This window comes from Bradyrhizobium sp. ORS 278, from assembly GCF_000026145.1.
Classification (GTDB): Bacteria; Pseudomonadota; Alphaproteobacteria; order Rhizobiales; family Xanthobacteraceae; genus Bradyrhizobium.
In genome coordinates this window covers 3,703,383-3,727,227 of record NC_009445.1, presented here as the reverse complement: position 1 = coordinate 3,727,227, position 23,845 = coordinate 3,703,383, and the positions used below count along the sequence as shown (strand labels likewise).

Annotated in this window: 17 protein-coding genes; 8 read left to right on the top strand and 9 right to left on the bottom strand. The window is 67.0% G+C overall.

Translation table 11 applies throughout. From position 1 onward, the window contains the following. Positions 1-81 precede the first annotated feature (81 nt). Entirely contained in the window at positions 82-1,185 is a 1,104-nt protein-coding gene (locus BRADO_RS16485; RefSeq protein ID WP_011926459.1) for an anhydro-N-acetylmuramic acid kinase, read from the bottom strand. Positions 1,186-1,382: 197 nt separating this feature from the next. Between BRADO_RS16485 and tyrS the strand changes: the two genes are divergently transcribed. After that, a complete protein-coding gene (gene tyrS / locus BRADO_RS16480; RefSeq protein ID WP_011926458.1) occupies positions 1,383-2,636 on the top strand; it encodes a tyrosine--tRNA ligase in 1,254 nt (417 codons plus the stop codon). Positions 2,637-2,692: 56 nt separating this feature from the next. Continuing rightward, positions 2,693-3,949: an MFS transporter gene (locus BRADO_RS16475; RefSeq protein WP_011926457.1), complete on the top strand. Its 1,257-nt coding sequence runs from the start codon at positions 2,693-2,695 to the stop codon at positions 3,947-3,949. 12 nt (positions 3,950-3,961) lie between these two features. On the opposite strand, the gene BRADO_RS16470 is transcribed toward BRADO_RS16475, so the two are convergent. Next, positions 3,962-7,660, bottom strand: a complete 3,699-nt coding sequence (locus BRADO_RS16470) for a DUF3971 domain-containing protein (protein WP_011926456.1) — start codon at positions 7,658-7,660, stop codon at positions 3,962-3,964. Positions 7,661-8,161: 501 nt separating this feature from the next. Here BRADO_RS16470 and BRADO_RS34090 point away from each other — a divergent pair. The 3 genes from BRADO_RS34090 to BRADO_RS16455 all read left to right on the top strand — a co-directional run bounded on the left by BRADO_RS34090 (position 8,162) and on the right by BRADO_RS16455 (position 11,223). Beyond that, the gene (locus tag BRADO_RS34090; protein ID WP_011926455.1) at positions 8,162-8,890 is read left to right on the top strand and encodes a peroxiredoxin; all 729 of its coding nucleotides are present in this window, start codon (positions 8,162-8,164) and stop codon (positions 8,888-8,890) included. Positions 8,891-8,995: 105 nt separating this feature from the next. Then, positions 8,996-10,363: a M23 family metallopeptidase gene (locus BRADO_RS16460; protein ID WP_173363504.1), complete on the top strand. Its 1,368-nt coding sequence runs from the start codon at positions 8,996-8,998 to the stop codon at positions 10,361-10,363. A 110-nt stretch (positions 10,364-10,473) separates the two neighbouring features. After that, positions 10,474-11,223, top strand: a complete 750-nt coding sequence (locus BRADO_RS16455) for a hypothetical protein (protein ID WP_011926453.1) — start codon at positions 10,474-10,476, stop codon at positions 11,221-11,223. A 59-nt stretch (positions 11,224-11,282) separates the two neighbouring features. Here the strand turns inward: BRADO_RS16455 and BRADO_RS16450 are convergent, their stop codons facing one another. The 3 genes from BRADO_RS16450 to BRADO_RS16440 all read right to left on the bottom strand — a co-directional run bounded on the left by BRADO_RS16450 (position 11,283) and on the right by BRADO_RS16440 (position 15,142). Continuing rightward, positions 11,283-12,566: a LysM peptidoglycan-binding domain-containing protein gene (locus BRADO_RS16450; protein WP_011926452.1), complete on the bottom strand. Its 1,284-nt coding sequence runs from the start codon at positions 12,564-12,566 to the stop codon at positions 11,283-11,285. 101 nt (positions 12,567-12,667) lie between these two features. Continuing rightward, positions 12,668-13,849 (bottom strand): PLP-dependent aspartate aminotransferase family protein, encoded by a 1,182-nt coding sequence (locus tag BRADO_RS16445; protein WP_011926451.1) that lies wholly within the window; start codon positions 13,847-13,849, stop codon positions 12,668-12,670. Positions 13,850-13,999: 150 nt separating this feature from the next. Further along, complete coding sequence (locus BRADO_RS16440; protein WP_011926450.1) at positions 14,000-15,142, bottom strand: pyridoxal phosphate-dependent aminotransferase; 1,143 nt, start codon at positions 15,140-15,142, stop codon at positions 14,000-14,002. A 107-nt stretch (positions 15,143-15,249) separates the two neighbouring features. On the opposite strand from BRADO_RS16440, the gene BRADO_RS16435 reads away from it, so the two are divergent. After that, the gene (locus BRADO_RS16435; protein WP_011926449.1) at positions 15,250-16,686 is read left to right on the top strand and encodes a PLP-dependent aminotransferase family protein; all 1,437 of its coding nucleotides are present in this window, start codon (positions 15,250-15,252) and stop codon (positions 16,684-16,686) included. A 16-nt stretch (positions 16,687-16,702) separates the two neighbouring features. Here BRADO_RS16435 and BRADO_RS16430 read toward each other — a convergent pair whose 3' ends face one another. Further along, on the bottom strand, positions 16,703-17,944 hold the full coding sequence (locus BRADO_RS16430) for a LysM peptidoglycan-binding domain-containing protein (protein WP_041756599.1): 1,242 nt from the start codon (positions 17,942-17,944) through the stop codon (positions 16,703-16,705). 759 nt (positions 17,945-18,703) lie between these two features. After that, a complete protein-coding gene (locus tag BRADO_RS16425) occupies positions 18,704-19,222 on the bottom strand; it encodes a DUF3124 domain-containing protein (RefSeq protein WP_011926447.1) in 519 nt (172 codons plus the stop codon). A gap of 55 nt (positions 19,223-19,277) precedes the next feature. Between BRADO_RS16425 and BRADO_RS16420 the strand changes: the two genes are divergently transcribed. Then, complete coding sequence (locus tag BRADO_RS16420) at positions 19,278-21,008, top strand: cation:proton antiporter (protein WP_011926446.1); 1,731 nt, start codon at positions 19,278-19,280, stop codon at positions 21,006-21,008. 52 nt (positions 21,009-21,060) lie between these two features. Further along, positions 21,061-21,696: a uracil phosphoribosyltransferase gene (gene upp, locus BRADO_RS16415; RefSeq protein WP_011926445.1), complete on the top strand. Its 636-nt coding sequence runs from the start codon at positions 21,061-21,063 to the stop codon at positions 21,694-21,696. Between the two features lie 61 nt (positions 21,697-21,757). Here the strand turns inward: upp and BRADO_RS16410 are convergent, their stop codons facing one another. Together BRADO_RS16410 and prfB are read right to left on the bottom strand one after the other, a co-directional pair. Beyond that, entirely contained in the window at positions 21,758-22,633 is an 876-nt protein-coding gene (locus tag BRADO_RS16410; RefSeq protein ID WP_011926444.1) for an NAD(P)-dependent oxidoreductase, read from the bottom strand. 3 nt (positions 22,634-22,636) lie between these two features. Continuing rightward, positions 22,637-23,771 (bottom strand): peptide chain release factor 2 gene (gene prfB, locus BRADO_RS16405; protein ID WP_157872573.1). Its coding sequence is split into 2 segments (ribosomal slippage): positions 22,637-23,701 and positions 23,703-23,771, totalling 1,134 coding nucleotides; the frame shifts between segments, so codons are not numbered across the junction. Positions 23,772-23,845: the final 74 nt, after the last annotated feature.

Sequence of the window (23,845 nt, the reverse complement as noted above, 5' to 3'; positions counted from 1 at the left end):
GACATCCTCGGCAGTTTGATGCAGATGCATCAAACTAGATGCCTTTGCATGAAGCTGTCAAGATGAATGCAGATGCATGAATCAGGGCCGCGCGATCACCCCGCCGGTCATGGGGAATGGGACACCCGTGGTGGTCGGATAGCTCAGCGGCAGGCCCTTCATGCCGCGCACGGCTAGGAAGCCGAACGCCTGGGCCTCGATGGCGTCCGCCGACCAGCCCAGCGCATCCGCCGATTCGACGCTCGCCGGCGCCAGCCGCTCCCGCAGCATCCGCATCATGGTGAGGTTGCGGGCGCCGCCGCCGCAGACGATCCAGCTCGCTGGCGGCTTCGGCAGCAGCGGGACGATGCGGGCGATGGCGGCTGCGGTGAATGCAGTCAGGGTCGCGGCGCCATCGGCCGGAGAGACGTCGCCGAGCCGCAGCGCGGCGAAGTCGTTGCGATCGAGCGATTTCGGCGGCGGCCGCGTGAAGAACGGCAGCGCAAGAGCATTCGAAATCCAAGTCTCGTCCGGGGAGCCCTGCTCCGCCACGCGGCCATCCTGATCGAATGCCTGCCCGGTCGTTCGGTGCATGAAGTCGTCGAGCAGCGCATTGCCCGGGCCGGTGTCGCAGGCGATCAGCACGTCCTCGCCGTCAATATAGGTGACGTTGGACACGCCGCCGATGTTGACGACCGCGATCGGGCCCGGACGCGACAGCGATTGCGCCAGCGCGCGGTGATAGACCGGCACGAAGGGCGCGCCCTGCCCGCCGAAATCGACATCCGCGGCGCGGAAATCATGCATCACCGGGATATGGACGGCTTTCGCGAGCGCCGCGGCGTCCCCGATCTGGACCGTCAGCCGCCGCTCCGGCCGGTGCAGCACGGTCTGGCCGTGGAAGCCGATGATGTCGATGTCCTCAGGCTTGAGCCGGTGCTGGGCGAGAAAGGCCGCGATCGCCTCGGCATGCGCCAGCGTCACCGCCTGCTCGGCCTCGCGCACCCGCCCCGGCCGCGCCTCGCGGCGCTCGATCTGCACGGCATCCGCCAGCGCCTGGCGCAGCAGGCTGCGCTCGGCGGGGCCATAGGGGCGATAACCGGACGGACCGAGGCTCTTGATCTGCCGCCCGTCAGTCTCGATCAAGGCCACGTCCACCCCATCCAGCGAGGTGCCACTCATGAGGCCAAGTGCGGTCAGAATCATTGCCGTCGAACCTGAAAATCCTGGCCTCGCCTGAAAGTGCGGCTGATTTGCGGTCCCGCCGACGTCCTGCACATGACCTTGTACAAGCCGGGCGCGTCCTATAATGCCACAACGCCTGGACCGGCGGCAGCCGCTCTCCTGCACCGGGCCGCGACATCAGGCCAATACCGTAAACAAATGCTCAGAGTCCGCCGACCATGACTGGCTTCAAGTCCGATTTCCTGAACGTGCTGCAGAGCCGCGGGTTCATTCATCAGTGCTCGGATTTCGAGGGCCTGGATACGCTCGCCGCCAAGGGCCAGGCGACTGCCTATGTCGGCTATGACTGCACCGCACGCTCGCTGCACATCGGCAACTTCCTGACCATGATGATGCTGTACTGGCTGCAGCAGACCGGGAACAAGCCGATCACCCTGATGGGCGGCGGCACCACCATGGTCGGCGACCCCTCCGGCAAGGACGAGACGCGGGCGATGCGCACGGTCGAGGAGATCGAGGCCAACAAGGCCTCGATCCGCGGCGTGTTCGCAAAAGTGCTGCGCTATGGCGACGGCGCCACCGACGCCATCATGCTCGACAACGCCGAGTGGCTGACCAAGCTGAACTGGATCGAGATGCTGCGCGACATCGGCCGGCACTTCTCGGTTAACCGAATGCTGACCATGGACTCCGTGCGCCTGCGGCTCGAGCGCGAGCAAGAGATGAGCTTCATCGAGTTCAACTACATGGTCTGCCAGGCCTACGACTTCGTCGAGCTGTCACGCCGCACCGGCTGCCGGCTGCAGATGGGCGGCTCCGACCAGTGGGGCAACATCGTCAACGGCGTCGAGCTCGGCCGCCGCATGGGCACCGAGCAGCTGTTTGCGCTGACCACGCCGCTGCTCACCACCGCCTCCGGCGCCAAGATGGGCAAGACCGCGCAGGGCGCGATCTGGCTCAATGCCGACCAGTGCAGCCCGTATGAGTTCTGGCAGTACTGGCGCAACACCGAGGACGCCGACGTCGTCAAGTTCCTCAAGCTCTTCACGACCCTGCCGCTGGCCGAGATCGAGAAGCTCGGCGCGCTCCAGGGAGCCGAGATCAACGAGGCCAAGAAGGCGCTGGCGGATGCGGCGACCACGCTGCTGCACGGCGGGGAGGCCGCGCGCACCGCGGCCGAGACTGCCCGCCGGACCTTCGAGGAAGGCGCGATCGCCGAGAACCTGCCGAAAGTCGAGGTCGCCAGGAGCGAGCTCGACGCCGGTCTCGGCGTGCTCAATGCCTTCGTCAAGGCCGGGCTCGTCGCCTCCAACGGCGAGGCGCGGCGGCAGATCAAGGGCGGCGGCCTGCGCGTCAACGACGTCGCGGTCACCGACGAGAAGATGACGCTGACACGGGCGGATCTGACCAGCGAGGGCGTGATCAAGCTGTCGCTGGGCAAGAAGCGCCACGTGCTGGTCAAGCCTGCATAGGGCCATTCGCTTTTGCCTCCTTGTCAGGGTGCGCCGGACGGCGCTCCCTGGTAGCCATGACCAAGAGCGCGCCACCAGCGCCTGCGCAAGCCGAGGAAACCGCAAGCCCGCCGCGGGCGCGCGTGGGGTTCGTCGTGCTCGGGCTGTGCTTCGCGCTGTCGGTGCTCGGCCGCGGCCTCGGCGAAAGCTTCACCGTCTTCCTCAAACCGATCTCCGACAGCTTTGGCTGGGACCGCGCCGAGGTGGTCTCGATCTATTCGCTGACCGCGCTGGCGGGCGGCCTTGCCGCGCCGCTGATCGGCCGGCTGTTCGATCATTCCGGACCGCGCGCGGTCTATGCGCTCGGGCTGCTGCTGCTGGGCTCGGCCTTCACCGCGGCCGCGCATGCGCGGGCGCTTTGGCAATTTCAGCTCAGCATCGGGCTGTGCGTCGGCATCGGCATTGCGCTGATTGGCAACGTGCCGAACTCGATCCTGCTCGGGCGCTGGTTCAGCGCGAAGCTTTCGACCGCCATGGCCGTGATCTATTCGGCGACCGGCGCCGGCGTGCTGCTGCTGCTGCCGGGCTCGCAGCTCCTGATCGATGCGATCGGCTGGCGCAGCGCCTACCAGACCTTCGGCGCCGCCGCCTTCCTCCTGCTGGTGCCGCTCGCGCTCCTGCCCTGGCGGCTTTTCGCCGCCGGCGCGCCTCACATCGCCAGGCCGATCGCCGATGAGCTCGCCGACGACGTATGGACGTTGTCTCGCGCACTGCGCCATCACGCCTTCTGGGCGCTGTTCGCGACCTTCTTTTTCACCGCCATCGGCATGTATGCGATCGCGCCGCAGGTCGTCGCCTACCTGATCGATGCCGGCTTCGCGCCGCTGCAAGCCGCGACCGCCTGGGGTTTTTCAGGCGTCGTGCTGCTGTTCGGCATGCTCGGCGTGTCCGCACTCGACGGGCTGATCGGGCGCCGGCCATCGGTGCTGTTCTCCTATGCGGTCTCGATCGCGGGCATTCTGATGCTGTGGGCGCTGCAATTCTGGCCCAACATCTTTCTGCTCGGCGGCTTCGTCGTCTGTTTCGGCAGCATGATCGGCTCGCGCGGTCCGCTGTTGTCGGCGACCGCGATGAAGATCTTCCGCGGCAAGCGGCTCGGCACGATCTACGGCACCATCACCATCGGCAGCGGGCTCGGCTCGGCGCTGGGATCATGGAGCGGCGGCGTCATCCACGATCTCACACATGGCTATGACGCGGTCATCCTGCTCGCGCTTGTCAGCGTCGTCATCGGCATGATCCCGTTCCTGGTGGTGCCGGCGCTGCGGCACTGAGCGGGCACGGGCTTAGTTGTTCGGCGCGATCTCCGCGGGCGGATAGGTCTGCCTGCCGGTGTTGAACTGGAAGATGTTCCTGAAGACGCCCGGCGCCATCGCCGAGATCGGATTGACGCGCATGACCGGCGCGCTCGGCGTGCCCACCACTTCGTAGGTCACGCCGATCAGGCCTTCCTTGTTGCCGTTGCCGAGGATCAGACCGAAGAACGGGATCTGACCGAAGATGTTGTTGAGGCCGTAGGCCGGCACGATGGTGCCGTTCATCCGCACCTGGTTGTTGTTGTAGTCGATGTTGCCTTCGATCGTCAGGCCTATGGTTGGTCCCTGGACGATGCCGTCGCGGAACGACATCAGCCCCGGCTGGCGGGTGAACTCGGCGCGCAGGGCCGTGAAGCCGATGCCGCTGCCCTGGCCGCCGCCCTGCGTCCCTCCCGCCACCGCGCGGTCGAGCTGCTGCTCACCCCGCACGGTGAAATCGCGCATGTTGATCAGCCCCTCCTTGGGGCCGGGATCGGCGGTCGGCGGCTCCAGGGCGAGCTCGAGCTGTCCGCCCTGCACCTTGGAGTAGGTGTCGGCGAAGCGCAGCAGCGCGCCGGCATCGTTGGTCGTGAGATAGATCACCTCGCGGCCCTGCCGCCGGCCGCGCTGATCCGCCTCGCGGCCGACGCGCAGATCAGCCGTCACAGGCGTGTCGCGGCCGACCTTGCCGCTGAGGGTGAACGCCTTGAAGGCGCCGCCGCGGCGTGAGACCTTGGCGTCGACGCCGCGCAGCGCCTCGCCGTTGAAACCGGCGACCGCGCCGAGCTTGATCTCGGCGTCGAAATCGACGTTCGAGCGCGACTTGTTCTTGTCGGCATCCTTGTTGGTGCCGGAGATCGCCGACTTCAGGAAGCCACGACCGTCGAACACGTCACCCCGCATCGTCAGCTTCAGCACGCCGTCCTGGCCGCGCTCGGCCTTGATCTGCGTCTTGTCGCCTTCGGACGGCGAGTAGGTCGGGAAGTTGGCGTTCATCAGGTCGCCATTCTGGTCGATCTCGAGCGAGCCCTTGATCGAGACGCCGCCGCCTTCGATATTGATATCCTCGAAGCGGGTCGATTGCGGTTTCGCCACGACGTTGAAGGTGGCCTTCCCCGCCTTTCCCGGGGTCTTGACCCAGCCGGGCAGCAGATTGTCGAGCTTCAGCTTGGAAAGATCCGCCTCGACTCCGATCCGGCTGTCGCGATCGGCGGCTGCCGCGATCTTGCCATTGAGCTTCAACGGCACATCACCCGTCATGGCGGAGCCGAGATCCAGGCCGAGCTTGGCCCGGCTGGCGTCGTCGAGCGTCGCCTGCATCCGGATGTCGGCGTCGCCCTCGGCCGGCTTGCGATAGTCCAGCGTCGCCGGCTGGCCGTTGATCTTGACGTCGCCCTTGACCTGGAGGCCCTGCGTGTTGGCAACGATCTTGAGCGTGTTGGCCTCGAGCTTCTGATTCATCACCAGCTTGTCCGCGGCAAAGCCGCTGAGTTCCGCCGTGACCGTGTAGTTGGTGTCGGCCTTGGTCAGTTCGCCCTTGACCGGCATCGCGAGATTGACGTTGGCCTGAAACGTTCCCTTGATCTGCGCGGGATCGATCGGAAACGCCGACATGTCGTTCAGCCGGTCCGAGGCGAGGATCTCGGCGGCGGCGGCGACCGGACCATCGACGCGCATGCGCACGCGCGACGGCGACGGTTTCGGCGCCATGTCCGGCACTTCGAACACGACATCGGAGAAATTCAGCTTGCGACCGGCCGGGGTGTCGGCGACGCCTTGTCCGACGGTCACCGTCGCGGTGCGCCCGGTGACATGCGCCTTCATGTCGGCATCGCGCACGGCGGGCAGTCCGTCGACCGGACGCACCGTGACATTCGTCGCGATCACGTTGACGTCGAGGCCGTCGTCGGGAATCGGCGGCCCCTTGCGCGGCAGGTTGCGGGTCGGCGAATTCACCGCGATGTCGATCCGCTGCACGTTGCCGCGATCGATGCGCTCGATCACCCAGGCCCGCACTTCGGGAACGATGAGCGCCGGCCAGAGCCGCTTCATCGCCAGCGCCGGCATCGGCGTCGCGGCGAACCCGAGCTTGAGCCGCGGCTCGCCGGCGTAGTCGACGCTTCCGGTGCCGGCGACTCCGATCTCCCCGTTGGAGACCTCGGCCTGCGTCAGCAGCACGCGCTTGCCTTCGGTGTCGAACCGCACATTGATCGAAATACGGTTGAAGATCAGCGGCGGATCGTTGGCGATCGCGCCGAGCAGGATGGTGCCGCCGCTCAGGTTCAGGCGCCAGTCGTTGACGCCGTCATTCGGCGGCTCCAGATGGGCATTGAGCGTGATGCGGTTGGCGCCCGAGATCACCTTGAAGGGTGCCACCAATGTGCGCCGGCTGGCGTCCCACTCCATGTTGATCTCGGCCGAATCGACCGCCATCGGATAATCGGGCGTGTCGGTGTCGATGATGTTGCCGGCGCCGATGTTGATCTTGCCGCGCAGATAGGTCGGCAGCCCGTCGCGGCCGAGCTCGCCCTTGATCTCGCCGGTGAGAGGAAGATCCGCCATGTAGGTCAGATCCTTCAGCCGCAAGGCCAGCAGGATGTTGCTGGTCGAGACCTTGTCGGCCTTGATGTCGACGCTGCGCACGCCGTTGGCCGGCGGTCCGACCAGGACACGCAGCAGCCACGGCTTGGCGCCCTCCTCGCCGAGGCTGAGCGCGACGCCGCCGCCGGAAGGCCGGCGCAGGCTGAGGCTGATATTCTCGAACGTCCATTTGTTGCCGCGCTGCTGGTCGTCGACGACCAGCGAGCCGTTCTTCAGGCCGATCTCGTTCAGGTTCTGGCCGTCGAGCCCGGTCAGGCTGAGGCTGTCGAGCCAGTCGAGCCCGGCCAGCAGACCGTTGGGGGCGCTCGCGGCAGAGGCTGGCGCCGCCGCCGGCGAAGTCCCTGGCGCGGCCTGGGGGGCAGCAGCCTGTGGCGTCCCCGGTGCAGGCGCAGCCGCCTGTCCCGGACGCGGGAACGTCGGCGGCAGCCCTGCATCGCGCTTGGAAGCCACGCCGGTCGCGAGCGGCTTGCTACTTTCTCCGGTCGACACCGTGACGGTGCCGTCAGGCGTGATCCGGATCGCGAGTTCGGCGTCGACCAGCTTGAGGCTCTCGGCCCGCAGCTGGCCCATCAGCAAGCCTGCGGCCGAGAGCCGGACCTCGGCCTTGGGCGCGCTCGCGACGATGGCATTGTCCTGGTCGCGCACGATGACGTCGCGAATCCGCACCGCGACATGCATCCGGCCGGCGCGCTCGATCTGGGTGCCGCCGACCTCGACCGTGTTGCCATGGCCAATGTTGTCCGCAATGGCCGCGGCGAGCCACGGCGTCGCGAGGTCGAGGCTGATCGGACCCGCGCCGAGCCGCAGCCACAACCCGCCGAAGCCGACAGCCAGAATCAAAACCAGCAGCGCGAGCGAGGCCAGGCATCGTCGCACCAGGCGACCACGCCGCGATGGTGTCCGGGCAAGTGCGCCGGTCAGCTTCGAATCCGAGCGCGACAGCAGCCGGCGGGCGCGCTGTTCGGCCGCCTCGTCATGCTCGACATGCTCCTCGGAATGCTCGGCCGCGTGCCAATCGGCGTCATCCCACTGCTGGCCCTGGGTGTCCGCTTGCAGATGGGGCCGCTGGGGTGATGTCTGTCTTGCCATTGCCTCTCGGTGCTGGCCCCTGGTGTCCGATCTATTCGTGCCAAACTGGCTCCGGCCAGGTTGGTCTCCGGTGATGCCTCGCCCGTTCACCGGGCGCTCCCCTGGCGCGCCGGCATGGCCTGCGTCCCCGTCACATCCGCTCCGGCGGACGCTCCTTCAATCCGTCCGCCGCGATCGCGCGCGCCCCTTTTTCCGGAGCAAAGCGCCAAATCGCTACCACTATATCCTGTCGCCCGCGGCTTTGCCCACCCGCTCGTGCCGGTGAACGGAGGACGCTGCGGGGCCGATCGAAATATGTCGCAGGGTCATCTGATCCGGAGACGGTACGAGAGTCGTCATGGAACTGGTACTCACGCTTGCTGGTACCCGTGATTTCATAAGTGTCGCAAGAGGCATCAGCCGCGACGCACCGAAGCACGGATGCAGATCGATCCCGGGACACCGGACAAGAACCGGGATACTTTCATTGTTGAACTGCGGAAAGCGACGAAAGGAAGGCGTATGTCAAAGGAATCACGGAAGAAATCCTCAAATCCGGCGTCGTACGGGCATGCCTCCCGAAGCGGCCTCGCCACCGCCGCCAAGAGCGTTGCGAAGAAGACCAGCAAGCCCGCAACGGCCAAGGCGGTCAAGAAGACCGCTGTGAAGCCCGCAAAGGCCGTGACCAGCAAGGCGTCGACCAGCAAGGGTACGACCAGCAAGGGGACGACCAGCAAGGCTGCGGCGACCAAGGCCAAGGTCTCGAAGCCGGCGGCGCCAGCTGGAACCGCGCTTGCCGAAGGCGCCAAGGCTCCCGCCTTCAAGCTGCCGCGCGACGGCGGCGGAACCGTTTCGCTCGCTGACTATGCCGGCAAGAAGCTCGTGCTGTTCTTCTATCCCAAGGCCAACACGCCCGGCTGCACCAAGGAGGCGATCGACTTTACCCGCCTCACCAAGGACTTTGCCGCCGCCGGGACGGCCGTGCTCGGCGTGTCGGCAGATTCGGTCAAGGCGCAGGACAGTTTCCGCGACAAGCACGATCTGGCGGTGCCGCTGATCTCCGACGAGACGCATGAGATGCTGGAGGCCTATGGCGCCTGGGGTGAGAAATCGCTCTACGGCCGCAAGTTTCTCGGCATCATCAGGAGCACCGTGCTGATCGGCACGGACGGCCGCGTCGCCAAGGTCTGGCGCAACGTCAAGGTCGACGGCCATGCCGACGCGGTGCTGGCTGCCGCGCGCGACCTGTAGAATGCGCAGCAGGGCGTTGGGGGAAAATTAACCATGCAGGGGTCAAATCGCTCCCGTAAATGACGCCGCTGGACGTAACGAGCTCCAGCCGGCGCGGGAGTGCCGATGTCTCATCGTTCCGGCCATCACGCCGAATATCCCCAGCACCATCCTCATGATCGCGGGCACGCTCACCACCGGCGCGCGCCCGCGCCGCACCCAGTCGCAGCTCCGTCTGCTGCCGCGTCGCAGAGCGACTACACGCTGGTGCATGCCGGCAAGCAGGTGCGCATCGGCCCGGTCGTGTTCTGGATCGTGGTCGGCACCGTCAGCCTGCTCGGCATCTGGTCGGCGGCGACCGCGACCTATTTTGCGTTCCGCGATGACGTGCTGACGCGGCTGATCGCGCGCCAGGCCGAGATGCAATACGCCTATGAGGATCGCATCGCCGAGCTGCGCGCCAAGGTCGACCGCGCCACCAGCCGCCAGCTTCTCGATCAGGAGCAGTTCGATCAGAAGCTCGACCAGATCCTGAAACGCCAGAGCGCGCTCGAAGGCCGCGCCACCGCGCTCGGCAGCATGCCCGACATCACCGGCTCGATCCGCATGCCGGCGCGCGCGCCGGCCACGATCGAGCCCACAGCCGCGCCGTCGACACCGAAGCCGTCGCCGATCAGCGACACCGTCATCTTCACCGCGCCGCCGGACCGCGAGGCGCGGCTCGAATCGCGCAGCCCCGTTCTGGCCAATGTGCAGCCGAGCCCATCCACCAAGCTCGCCGGCGTTGACAACGTTCTGACGCGGCTGACGCGCTCGCTCGACCAGGTCGAGGCGCGCCAGGTCGCGATGCTCGCCTCGGCCGAGGAGACGCTGGAATCCAAGCTGCGCCGGATGCGCGGCGTGATCACCGATCTCGGGCTGGACATGGGCCAGCTCGAAGCCGCTGCGCCGAAGGGCGGCATGGGCGGCCCATTCGTGCCGGTCAAGCTCGGCGCCGAATCCGGTCCGTTCGAGCGTCAGCTCTATCGCATCAGCATCACCCGCGCGCAGGTCGAAAAGATGAATCGCACGCTGGCGCTGGTGCCCTATCGCAAGCCGGTCATCGGCGAGGTCGAGTTCACCTCGGGCTTCGGCGTGCGCTCCGATCCGTTCCTCGGCCGTCCCGCCATGCACACCGGCCTCGATTTCCGCGCCGCGACCGGCGATCCCGTGCGCGTCACCGCCAACGGCAAGGTGGTGAACGCCGGCTGGTCGGGCGGCTATGGCCGCATGGTCGAGGTCGATCACGGCAACGGCCTCTCCACGCGCTACGGCCATCTCTCCGAGATCAACGTCAAGATCGGCCAGCAGGTGAAGATCGGCGACATCGTCGGCGAGGTCGGCTCGACTGGCCGCTCGACCGGCCCGCATCTGCACTACGAGACCCGCATCGACGGCGAAGCCGTCGACCCGCAGAAGTTTTTGCGCGCAGGGATCCGGTTGAGCGCCGGCTAGAACAGCGGCGGCCGAGCTGTTGCGCGCTGACCGCCAGACGGTATGCTGACAGCACGAATGAATGGCTTCTCGACGCCATTGTCCTGAAGCTTGGCCCGCGAGGTGCCGTTGTGCTGAAGACCTTGGGACTGGATGATGAGTTGGATCCGGTCGAGGTCGTGATCGACATCGAACGCGCATTCGACATCCGGATATCGGATGCCGAGGCCCACGACATGTTCACCGTCGGGCAGATGTTCGATCTCCTGCGGGCCAAGCTGCAGCGCCAGGACGCAGATCGAAAATGCGCAAGCGCGATGGCCTTCTACCGGCTTCGGCGCGCGCTGAACGAAGGGGCCGTCGGGATCGGTCGGTCACCGTCCTCGAGCCTGGGGCCGCTCGAACGCATCTATACCAAGCCGTTCGTGACATCCATCGAGGAGACAACCGACCTGAGACTGCCCCGCCCCGCCGCGAGCCTCATGGGCCGGATCGGTGGCGGCCTCGCGCTGCTGGCGTTTTTCGGTGTGCTGGCGACGCTCGCGATCGGGGTGTGCTCGACGATCTTCTCCATTCCCGTCCCAGGGCCGCCGACCAAAGTCGCCATCGCATTGCTGGTTGCAGGACTGGCCGCGGGTTTGATCCTGACGAAGGCCGATCCCGGGCGTCTGCCGAAAACCTGCCGCACGCTCGGAGATCTCGCGACGAAAGCGGCGCATCTGAGTTACGGCCGTCTCGTCAAACAAGGGGCAGACTCGCGGGACGACCAGATATGGCGAGTGCTGACGGAAATCCTTGCGGACCATTCCGGAGCGCCCGCCCGGCAGATCGCGCGCGAAACCTTTTTTCTTGAAAGCACGTCGAGGGAGACCGCGGCCTAGCCGTGCACAAGACAAGCGACAATCGTCCGTGGCTCTGTCGAATCGAGAGTGCGCGCCAACTATGGCTTCTCTGGAATCGTGAAGACCTGACCCGGATAAATCAGATCGGGACTGCGGATCTGCGCCCGGTTCGCCTTGTAGATCACCGCGTAACGCGTGCCGCCGCCGAGCATGCGCCGGCTGATGTGCCACAGGCTGTCACCACGCACGACCGTTACCGTCGCTGACTTCGGATCGATCTTGTCCGGATCCGTCTTGGCTGAGGGCACGATGGCTTCGCGCGGATCCCCCGCGGCCGCGAGCAGCGCCGGCTGAGAGGTCGGGCCAACGTTGGCCGTCGCGGTCGCACTTGAAGCCACCGATGCCGTCGTCGGCGTGTCGTCGGGCAGGCTCAGCGCCACTTCGGCGCGCGCCTGGACGGAGCCCGATATCGCATCGACCTCGTCGAGCCTGATGCGGTCATCGCCCGCCCGGCTGACGCCCTCGCCGATCGTGATGCTGAGGCGTCCGTCGGCCCCCGCGACCGTCGAGGAGACCAGGCGGTCGTTGCGATACACTCTCACGGTGGCGCCAGGGCGGGCTCGGCCGTTGATGTGCAGAACGCCGTTCGCCTCATGATCCACCGCGTCGACCGCCAGCGCCTGCGGGGTCGCCGCGGGCTTGGAGAGCCCCCTTGTGAGTTCGTCCGGCGCGACCATCGCCACGGTCGCCGGCCGGCTGGCTTCGACCTTCACGGCAACGCTTTGCTTTGACGTGACCTCGCGGCCGTCGGCGAGCTTCGAGCGCAGCGTCAGATCGTAGCTCCCCGCCGGAAGCCGTGAAGGCACCATGGCGAACTGCCCGGCCTGATCGGCGACCACGCGGTCAAGCACCTCGCCATCGCGCAGCAGCTCCACACGCGCACCCGGCGCCGCGCGCCCGGCCACGACGGCCTCCCCCGACGGATCGACATTGACCACGTCGAAAGCCGGCAGATCGGTGTCTGCGGCCGAGGGCGGCGCGAGCGAGCCCAGCACGTCGGCGAGACCATCGGCCTGCTGCTGGATCGTGGTGAGGGGACCTGCACGCTGCTCCCAAGGGAGCGAACGCTGTGCTTCCGTCAGGCTTGGGCCGGCGTTGTCGACTCCAGCAGGCATCTTCACGGGCTCGCTCGTGGCGATCTTGTCGCGGCCCGAAATCGCGGGATCGCGATTGGTGATCGGACCGAGAACGAAGACGAAGGCGGCGGCTGAGACGGCGAAGCCCGCGACACCAAGGATGACCTGGATCATCGGCTTGCCGTTCGAAATCATGCGTCGGTCCCGTCCCTTGGTAATGCCGACAGCGCGCGAATCGAGCCACATCATCGGCGCTGTCCAAACACCATTACGGCGGGCTCGCGGCGAGACCGGAGGACTCCGGACAGTCCTCAGGAGTGAGGATGTGATGCAGGCCGGCCACAACGCTAGCCGCTCACGGACGTCGCTCCTTCGAGTGCATCGAGGAATCGCGACAGGTCCTCCCACAGCTCGCCGGGCTCCTCGAGACCGATGCTCAGGCGCACCAATCCTTCCGCCGGATTCCACGGCCGAACGGTGCGATCGGCGACCACGTCCATCGGCGCGATCAGGCTGTGCGTGCCGCCCCAGGAGGCGCCGATCGCGAACAGCCTGAGCTGGCCAAGCGCGGGATAGATCCGCGGCGCGAACTCCGGCTTGATGACGAGGCTGAACACGGTGCTCGCGGCCTTGAAATCGCGCGCGAAGATCTCGTGGCCGGGACAGGACGGCAGCGCCGGATGCAGCACCCGCGCCACCGCGGGCGCGGCCTGCAGCCGCTCGGCAAAGTCGCGCGCGACGCGACCGGAATGCGCCATGCGCACGCCCATGGTCTCGATGCCGCGCAGCGCCAGCGCCGCCTCGTCCGGCGAGACGCCGATGCCGAGCACGCCCAGCACATCCTTCAGCGCCTTGCGCAGGCCGAGCTCCTTGACCGTGATCGAGCCGAGCAGCAGGTCGGAATGACCGCCGACATATTTGGTCAGCGCCTCCACCGCGAAGTCGACGCCATGCGCCAGCGGCTTGAACAAAAGCGGGCTCGCCCAGGTGTTGTCGCAGCCGGTGAGCACGCCGCGCACCTTCGCGGCCTGCGCGATCGCCGGCACGTCCTGCACCTCCATCGTGCCCGAGCCCGGCGACTCCATCCAGACCAGCTTCGTATTGGCATCGATGAGGTCAGCGATCCCCGCGCCGATCAGCGGATCATAGACGCGATGGGCGATGCCGCGCGAGGCGAGATAGTTCGTGCAGAGATGCCGCACCGGCGGATAGACATGATCGGGGATCAGCACCGTGTCGCCCGGCTTCAGCACCGCGAGCATCGTGATTGCGACTGCAGCCTGTCCGGACGGCACCAGCACGGTGCGCTCGCCGGCATGCAGCGCCGTGATCTGCGCCTCGAGGGTGCGCGTCGTCGGCGTGCCATGCAGGCCATAGGTGTAGCCGTCGAGGCCGCGCCCGGCGCGCCTGGCAAAATCCTGCGGATCGTCATAGACGATCGTCGAGGCGCGATAGGTGGGAACGGCGAGCGACTTGAAGCCGTCATGCGACACGGCGGGATGCTGAACGCAGCGGGTGAGATCGTGCATGGACACCTCGTGAGACAATGCGTGCCGGCATCGTAGCGCAATCGCGCGAGGTCAGGGACTCGGTCTCGCTCGTCATTGCAAGGCGCGCAGCGACGAAGCAATCCGGAGTGGCTTTCGCAGCCCTGGATTGCTTCGCTCGACATGACGGAGCTAGACCGTCATCATCGACGCCGACGTCAACGTCTGCGCCACACGCTGCAGCGCTTCGTCGAGCTCGGGCAACGCCAGCACGCCAAAACCGAGCCGGAACACCCGCGCCTCGTCGCCGAACCACGATCCTGGCGCAACGCGCGTCTCACGCACGCTCAGCTCGCGATGGAAGCGAGCCACGGCCGCCTCGTCGAACATCTCGCGCCTGAGTCTGACGCAACACAGCGCGCCGGCCTCCGGCCTGATCCATTCAATCAGTTTGCCATTGTCGGCTACGAACGCGGCGGTGCGCGCCAGGCACGCAGCGAGATGACCGCGCCGGTCGCGCATGATCGTGTCCAGCTCGCGCAGAATTCGCAGCGCGATCGCCTCGTCGACGACCGAGTTCGAGATCGTCGTGTTGAACTTGCCGAGCACGAGCTGCGCGCGCAGCGCCGGGTCGCGGGTGATCACCCATCCGGTGCGGATGCCCGGCGCGCCATGACATTTCGAGAACGATGCACAGCTGATGATGCGACGATCACGGCCCACCAGGCTCGGCCGCGGCGCGGCGTCGCCATGGACGGCCTCGCGATAGGTCTCGTCGATCAGCAGGAACGCCTCGGGACAGATCTCGTCCATGGCCGCGAGCACGTCACGCAGCTCCGCATCGGACAGCGCGACGCCGGATGGGTTCTGCGGTGAGGCCAGGCTGACCAGCCGCGTGCGCGCGCTCAGCAGCGATCGCAGGCGGCCGGTATCGAGACGATAGCCGTCGTCGAAGTGCAGCATCAGGTCGATGACGCGCAAGCCCACCGATGCGAGGACGTTGCGCGCATTGGGAAATGCAGGACGTCCAATGACGGCCTCCGCGCCCGGCTCGCCGAGAACGAAGGCGATCAGGAACAGCGCCTGCATGCCGCCCACGGTGGTGATGACATCGTCAGCCCCGACCCCATGCCGGGCCGCGATCAGTTCGCGCAGCTCGGCGTGGCCTTCAGTCGGACCGTAGCTCAGCACGAGTTCCTGCAATGCGTCGCTGTCTGTGAGCAGCCCGCCGAGCCTGAGATCCGGACCAATGCTCTCGGCGAGATCGTAGCAGACCGGCTGGGTGGTCAGGCTGATGATGTCGTTGTGCGGGAAGCGGCTGGGCACGTGCGGCATGGCGAAGCTCCAAATGACACGTTCAAGCTACCGCTCTGGGGATCGGCGCTGACAGATACAGAAATGCGCGATTGCTACCAGTACAGATCTGCGATTGGATGATCTGTATGGATCAGCGCACCCCGTCTCCGCCGCTCTACGAAGCGCTCGCCGACCGCCTCGCGGCCCTGATCGACGACGATGTCCTGCGTCCGGGCATGCGCGCGCCGTCGGTGCGCGCCTTCGCCGCCCAGCATGGCGTCAGCCTGACGACGGCGCTGCAGGCCTATCGCCTGCTCGAGGATCGCGGCGTGCTGGCGGCGCGGCCGAAATCTGGCTTCTACATTACCCAGCGAACCCACCGGCAGCGCGCGCTGCCGACCACGTCGCAACCGCCGCGGCGCGCCAACGCGGTGGCCGTCTCCAATCCCGTGTTCAGCGTGCTCTCCTATGCCGGAGATCCGTCCTATGCGCCGCTCGGCTGCGCGATCCCGAGCGCCGGCCTGCTCGCCGCCGAGCGGCTCGACCGGCACCTCGCCCGCTGCGCCCGCGTCCACGGCCGCCACTACAACATCTATGCCGATCCGCATGGCGACGCCGAGCTGCGCGCGCAGATCTCTGTGCGCGCCCTGCGCCTCGGCCACGCCGTGCCGCCCGAGGGCGTGCTCATCACCAACGGCTGCACCGAGGCGCTCAACATCGCGCTGAGCGTCACGGCCAAGCCCGGCGACGCCGTGGCGATCGAATCCCCGACCTATTTCGGCCTGCTCCAGGTGCTCGAAGCCCGCGGCCTGCGCGCGCTGGAGCTGCCGACCGATCCAGTCCGCGGCATCGACGTCGCCGCGCTCGACAAGGCGCTCGGCGCGCGTCGCGTCGCCGCCTGCCTGCTCGCCTCGAGCTTCAACAATCCGCTGGGCACGCGCACCGAAGATGCAAGCAAGGCCGCGATCATCCGCGTGCTCACACGCCACGGCGTGCCGCTGATCGAGGACGATATCTACGGTGACATCAGCTCTGGCGACGACCGGCCGCGCCCGTTCGCAGCGATCGCCCCGAAGGCCGACATAATCCTATGCAGCTCGTTCTCGAAGACGATCGCGCCCGGCTATCGCATCGGCTGGCTCGCGGCCAACCGCCGCCACGATGAGATCCTCGCCGCGAAATTCGCGCTGTCGCTGAGCGGCGCGGCGCTGCCGCAGAAGGCGATGGCGGATTTCTTGAAGTCTGGCGGCTACGACGCGCATCTGCGGCGCATCCGCAAGGCTTTCGCCGACAACATCGACCGCATGCGCCGCACCGTCGACCGCAGCTTCCCGAAAGAGACGCGGATGACCGACCCGAAGGGCGGGTTCGTGCTGTGGCTGGAACTGCCGGCGCCATTCAATTCCGACGCGCTCTATCAGCGCGCCATCGGCGAGCGCATCTGCTTTGTGCCCGGCGGCCTGTTCACCGCGACTTCAGGCTATCGCAACTGCCTACGGCTGAGCTGCAGCCACGACTGGGACGCCCGCATCGAGCGCAGCGTGGAGCGGCTGGGCGAGCTGGCGAGCGAGCTGCTCGCCTAGATCGCCTCGATCGCGGTCAGCGCTTGCCCGGCAGCACGAACACCTGGCCCGGGTAGATCAGGTCCGGCCGACGGATCTGTTCGCGGTTGGCCTGGTAGATGACGGCGTAGCGCGTGCCCTCGCCGAGCAGGCGGCGGCTGATGTGCCACAGGCTGTCGCCGCGCGACACGGTGATCGTCCTGGCGCCGTTGCGGGCCGGCGACGTGGCCATGTCCTTGAGGTCGGCCGGCGAAGCCGCCGCGAGCTGGGTCCGCGCACCCGGAGCGCCGCTTCCCTGTCCCTGGCCGGAGCCAGCCGGCAGTGAGGCGGTGGTGAGCGTCTCCGGTACGTTCAACGGCACCTCGGCGCGCGCCTGAACGGCGCCGGTCTTGGCGTCGACCTCGTCGAGCCGCAGCCGGTCCTTGCCGGACCAGGTAGCGTCCTTGATGACGGTCGCGACGCGGCCATCGGTACCGGCGGTTGCCGTGCTGACGAGGCGATCGTTCAGATAGATCCGGACGGTCGCGCCCGGCCTGGCGCGGCCACTGACACGCAGATTGCCGTTCGGCTCGAAATCGACGGCCTCCACCGCCACGGCGAGCGGCGCAGCCGGCTTCGACAGCACGCGCGTCGCCTGGTCCGGCGCGATCACCGCGACGGTCGCCGGCCGCTTGCCGGCCTCGACCACCACGGCCACGCTCTGCTTGGATGACAGCTCACGGCCGTCCGGCTGCTTGGCCCGCAAGGTCAGCTCGAACGTCCCGGGCGGCAGCGGCGGCGGCACCATGGAGAACTGCCCTGCGCGATCGGCCACAACCCGGGCATGCGGCTCGCCGTTGCGCAAAAGCTCGACGGTGGCCCCCGGCGCCGCGCGGCCGGCGACGACGGTGTCGCCAGACGGCTCCACGCTGACCACATCGAACGACGGCTCCTCGCTCTGGGTCGCCGGCGGCGTCACCGGCGCCAGCAGTGCAGCCAGCCCACTGGCCTGCTGCTGCGCGTTGGCCAGCGCGGATGCGGCCTGCGTCGCAGCGCTCTTGTCTGTCTTGTTCTGCTCCTCTGCCGAGACGCCTTGCGGCGCAGCGGACGACGGCGAGGCACCGGCCGTTGCAGGGCCCGCTCCAGTCGCGCCGTTCTGGCTCGCGGACATCCGCCCGTGCTTGAAGATCGACAGATCGAGTCCAAAACCCTGCGCAAAAGCGACGACAAGCCCGGCGACCACGACCGCCGCGACGGCGCCGCCTCCCCAGATCAATCGTCCGCTGGTTCCGATGGTCATCGGTGATCCGTCCCTGGGCAAGCGCGAGGCGCGGAGACGACGGCTCCGTCAGCAGGAATCTCCCTTTGCTCATAGCATCATGCAGGGCGGAACGCCATCGCTCGCTCAACCGAGGCCACGCGGGCCGCTCGGGCTTGAGCGACACCGCACGCCGGAGCTCGACCAGCACCTCGACGAGACCGAGGCGGACCATATTTTCTCTTTCGATTTTCCAGAATTCATGTATGATGCGCGCATCCTGCCTCGTTGCGAGGGGCGTACGCGTCGTCACGGACGTTGGGGCGGGATGCGGTGGACGCGGCGCTGGTGCACGACGGGCATGGCTGCTGCGGACGGTGAAATCGCGTGGTCCTGACCTCCCGACGCTGAGGCCAAGTCCGTCGCCGGAGCTGACGCACGGCGCGGATGACGGGGGCAAGAAAGCCGGTCCCCGGGGAGATCGCGTATAAGCCGTTAAAACCAGCCGCGCGGGGAATGCCGGGTCGATCGGCTGAACCTGTGGTGACTGCCGCCTGCTTTTTTGTCTGCAGGCGGGCCATGGGTGAGGCCTTCACCCGGCATTCCCCGCGCCCTCGTGAGGAGGGTGCGAGATTTCCGCCATAATCCGGGCGCCCTGGCGCTGCGGCAGTGACAGCGTGCGCGTTCGATCATGGCGGCTATCACCGCCCGAACTGATGCGCTCGTCTGATCGCGGAGGGGGCGCTCAATGGTGTCGACACGACGTGCCGCATGCGCATCGTCGCTTGTCGCGATCGTCCGCTACGGCCGGCCGCCGCTCGGCCGGATCGGCCGGCCCTGGGAGATGAAGGCGTAATGGCCTGCGCCGATGCCGCCGACCATCAGCGCCTCGACGACGGGCTCGGCGATCTCCCCGGTCGCCGCCCAGTCGATGACGAAATTGGCGCCGGTGCCGCCGCGGGTGTCCTTGGTCGGCACGAAGATCTCGATGGTCGCGAACGGCTTCAGCGCGACTGGCGCGGACAGATGGGCTTCGACCAGCGCGCCGGCCGTGTCGTAATAGTTGATGCGCCGGAGGATCAGCGGCTGCCGCTCAGAGGCATTGTGGATGCTCAGCGTGACGGAGAAGTCGGCCTGAACCCGGCCCGGCGCCATCGTGACGCTGGAATAGACGGGGACATAGACCGCGCCCGTGACGGTGGGCGTCTCCGCCGGAACCGCGGTCAGCGAGCTCGCGAATGTCGCGGTCACGCCGTCGGCCGCCCGCATCTCGCCGGCCGTGGCGCACAGCGCCAGGGCCACAGCGGCGATGTGACACATTGCGGGTTTCCATGTGCGGCGGCGCGACATAAGTTGCCCCCTCGGGGGTTGCTTCATGCATGAACTGATCGGCGACATCACGCTCTGCATCCTGTTTGCGTGGGTGCTTGGACTGGCGGCACACAAATGGCGCCAGCCCTCGATTCTCGCATATCTGGTCGCGGGCTTCGCCATTGGCCCCTTTGGCACCGGCTGGGTCAAGTCCCAGGAATCGATCTCGGTGATCTCCGAGCTCGGCCTGATCTTCATGCTGTTCATGATCGGGCTGGAGATCGACCTGAAAAAAATCATCCGCGCCGGCCCGGTGATCCTGATCGCCGGCGGCGTCCAACTGCTCGGCGGCGCGGCGCTGGGCATCCTGTTCTTCGTCGCGATCGGCATGCGGATGGGCGCGGAGAGCTACGACGCGCTGTATCTCTGCGTCGCCTGCGCGCTGTCCTCGACGGTCATCATCGTGAAGGTGCTGTACGAGAAACGCGAGCTCGACACCCTGCCCGGCCGTATCACTCTGGGCGTGCTGGTGCTGCAGGACGTGTTCGCGATCCTGTTCCTGGCGGTGCAGCCGAGCCTCGACGATCTGCATTTCGGGGTGATCCTGCTGTCGTTCGCGCGCGCCGGCGCGCTGGTCGCGATCGCGCTGCTGCTCAGCCGCTACGTGCTGCCGCCGGTGTTCCACCGCATCGCCCGCACCCCGGAGCTGATCCTGCTCGGCGCGCTCGCCTGGTGCTTTCTGATCGGCGAGATCGCCGAGCGGCTGCATCTGTCGCGCGAGATGGGATCATTGATCGCCGGCGTGTCGCTGTCGACCTTCCCCTACGCGCTCGACGTCACCGCCAAGGTCACCACTTTGCGCGATTTCTTCATCACGCTGTTCTTCGTCGCGCTCGGCATGACCATCCCGATCCCGACGATGTCGGTGGTGGGTCTGGCGCTGGTGATCGCGCTTTTCACGGTGGCGAGCCGGCTCGTCACCGCCTTCACGCCGCTCTACATAATGCGGCAGGGCCTGCGCGCGAGCCTGCTGCCGGCGCTCAACCTCGCCCAGATCAGCGAGTTCTCGCTGGTGGTGATCCAGACCGGCGCCGCCGCGGGACATCTGAAGGCCGGCACGTCGAGCGCGGCCTCCTTCGCCTTCGTGCTGCTGGCGGTCGCCTCGACCTTCGTCATCGTGCGCTCCGATCCGATCGTGCGCCGGACGATCCCGCTTCTGAAGCGCGTGGGCCTGCACGACCTCGATGACGCCAAGGAGGGCGAGGCCGGCCATGAGGGCGGTGGTCATGGCGCCGGGCGGCCGATCGTGCTGCTCGGTTTCTTTCGCACGGCGAGCGCCCTGCTCAGCGAAATCGAGCGCACCCAGCCGGCGCTGCTGGACCAGATCGGCGTGGTCGATTTCAATCCGGTCGTGTTCCGCACCTTGTCGGACCGCGGCCTCCAGGTGACCTACGGGGACATCAGCAATGTCGATACGCTGGTACATGCCGGGGTCGGCCAGGCCGAGCTGATCATCCTCAGCATTCCGGATTCACTGCTCAAGGGCGCCAACAACGAAAAGCTGGTGCGACACGTCCGCAGCATCAACGCGTCAGCCAAGATCGTCGCCACCGCCGATCTGCTCGCCGACGTCAACGACCTCTACGATGCCGGCGCGGACTACGTGACGGTGCCCAGGCTCAGCGACGCGCAGGTGCTGCTCAATCTGATCCAGGACGCCAGCGCCGGCCTGTTGTCGGAGCGCCGCAGACAGGCCGAAGCGCTGCTCGCGGACCGTCGCGAGGTGCTGCCATGATGCGCAGCTGCCCGATCCATCACCCCGAAACATCCCGACAGACCGCAACACCATGACAAACAACCACGTCCACGTCGTCGATCATCCGCTGGTGCAGCACAAGCTCACCTTGATGCGCGAGCGCGACCGCTCCACCAAGGGCTTCCGCGAGTTGCTCAACGAGATCGGCATGCTGCTGGCCTACGAGGTCACGCGCGACCTGCCGATCGAGCTCGTCGACATCCAAACGCCGATCGCGGCGATGAAGGCGCCAAAGATCGCCGGCAAGAAGCTCACGCTCGCGCCGATCCTGCGCGCCGGAGTGGGATTCTTGGACGGGATGCTGGCGCTGATGCCGTCGGCGCGCATCGCCCATATCGGCCTGTACCGTGACCCCAACACGCTGCAGGCCGTGGAGTATTATTTCAAGGCGCCCCAGGATCTGACCGATCGCACCGTGATTTTGATGGACCCGATGCTGGCGACCGGCAATTCCGCCTGTGCCGCAGCCGAACTTCTCAAGGCACGCGGCGCCCGCGACATCCGCTTCGTCTGCCTGCTGGCCGCGCCAGAGGGCATCGCGAGCTTCAGCGCCGAGCATCCGGACATCCCGATCTGGACCGCCGCGATCGACGAGAAGCTGAACGACCACGCCTATATCGTCCCTGGCCTCGGCGACGCGGGAGACCGGATGTTCGGCACGAAGTGATTCAGCCGGCATACGCCGAGTTGGACGCATGGCAGCAACGGTCGAGACGGAGAATAGGACCTCAGGCCTTCGGCCGCGAGACCAGTTCGATCATGCGGCCCTCGTCCTCGTCGGGCATCGCCGCTTTCGCGCGCGCATAGGCATCGACAGCGGCTTGCGCCATGATGGGACGTTCGCCCAGAAGCTCCTCGGCCAGCCGCAAGGCGTAAGCCGCATCCTTCTGGCGCAGAGCGGCGGTGAAGCTTGCATCGGCGAAGTTGCGCGCGATCATGCGCGGCGCGTGCCGAAGAACCTGCGGACTTGCCGCGACGCCGCCCTGGATCGCCTCCAGCACGAGGGCCATGTCGAGCCCGGCCTGCTCGGCGATCGCCAGCCCTTCGGCGAGCCCAGCGATCTGCATGGCGCCCAGCAGGTTGTTGATGAGCTTGTAGACCGTGCCCGCACCCACCGGCCCGAAATGTCGGATGGTCGAACCGATCGGCGTCAGATAAGGCCGTGCGCGGTCGAGATCGGCGGGGTCGGCGCCGACCAGCAAGGTCAGCTTGCCGCTCGCGGCCGCATCCGGAAGCCCCGTCACCGGGCAATCCAGATAGATGACGCCGCGTGCATTCAGCTCGCGCGAGAGCCGCAGCGCGTGATCACGCGACACGGTCGAACACTCGATCGCGATCGTACCGACCCGCATCGTCGCTGCCGCGCCGTCGGGCCCGAGCCACACCGCACGCGAGGCCTCGTCGTCGGCGACCATGGTGACGACGGTGTCGGCATCGATCGCCGCGTCCGCCGGCGAGGTCGACCAGCGCGCGCCGCGGGCGAGCAGATCCTCGGCCTTGGCCTTGCTGCGATTCCAGACCGCGACCGCATGGCCGGCGTCGAGATAGCGTCCGGCCATGCCATGGCCCATGCGGCCGAGTCCGATGAACGCGACGCGCGCCACCGGCTAGTCCACATCCTCGATCACGGCTCCCGGCGAGGTGCCGAAGGCGCGCTGGGCCAGCGTGGCCGCCATGAACTCGTCGAGATCGCCGTTGAGCACGCCCGAAGTGTCGGAGGTCTGCACGCCCGTGCGCAGGTCCTTCACCATCTGATAGGGCTGCAGCACATAGGAGCGGATCTGGTGGCCCCAGCCGATCTCGGTCTTGGCGGCCTGGTCCGCGGCCGCCTTCTCCTCGCGCTTCTTCAGCTCGATCTCGTAGAGGCGCGCACGCAACATGTCCCAGGCCTGGGCACGGTTCTTGTGCTGCGAGCGGCCGGCCTGGCAGACCACCGCGACACCGGTCGGGATATGCGTCAGACGCACCGCCGATTCGGTCTTGTTGACGTGCTGACCGCCGGCGCCGCCCGACCGCATGGTATCGACGCGGACGTCGGACTCCTTGATGTCGATCTTGATCGAGTCGTCGATGACCGGGAAGATCTGCACCGACGAGAACGAGGTGTGGCGGCGTGCGTTCGAATCGAACGGCGAGATTCGCACCAGGCGATGCACGCCGGCTTCCGTCTTCAGCCAGCCATAGGCATTGTGGCCGGAGATCTGGATGGTCGCCGACTTGATGCCGGCCTCTTCGCCAAGCGACTCTTCGAGATACTCGACCTTGAAGCCGTGAGTCTCGGCCCAGCGCGTGTACATGCGCAGCAGCATCGAGGCCCAGTCCTGGCTCTCGGTGCCACCGGCCCCGGCGTGAACCTCGAGATAGGTGTCGAACTTGTCGGCCTCGCCGGACAGCAGAGCCTCGAGCTCGCGCCGGGCGACCTCCTTCTTCAGCTCCTTGAGCGCGTTCTCGGCCTCCGCGACCACACCGGCGTCGTTCTCGGCCTCGCCGAGCTCGATCATCTCGATGTTGTCGCTGAGCTCACGCTCGACCTTGCCAATGCCGGTCAGCGAATCCTCCAGCGAGGTCCGCTCCTGCATCAGCCGTTGCGCCTTCTGGGGGTCGTTCCAGAGATTGGGATCTTCAGCGAGCTTGTTCAGCTCGGCCAGCCTTGCCGTCGATGTCTCGACGTCAAAGATGCCTCCTCAGCAGCCCGACCGACTGCTTTATCTCTTCTACGATTTTTTCGATCTCGGCGCGCATGTCGCTCTCTTCGGGCCGCAGCCGAACTCGCCGCGGCGGTCATGTCTCGCTGGGGATGTAGCGGCGCGCGGTGC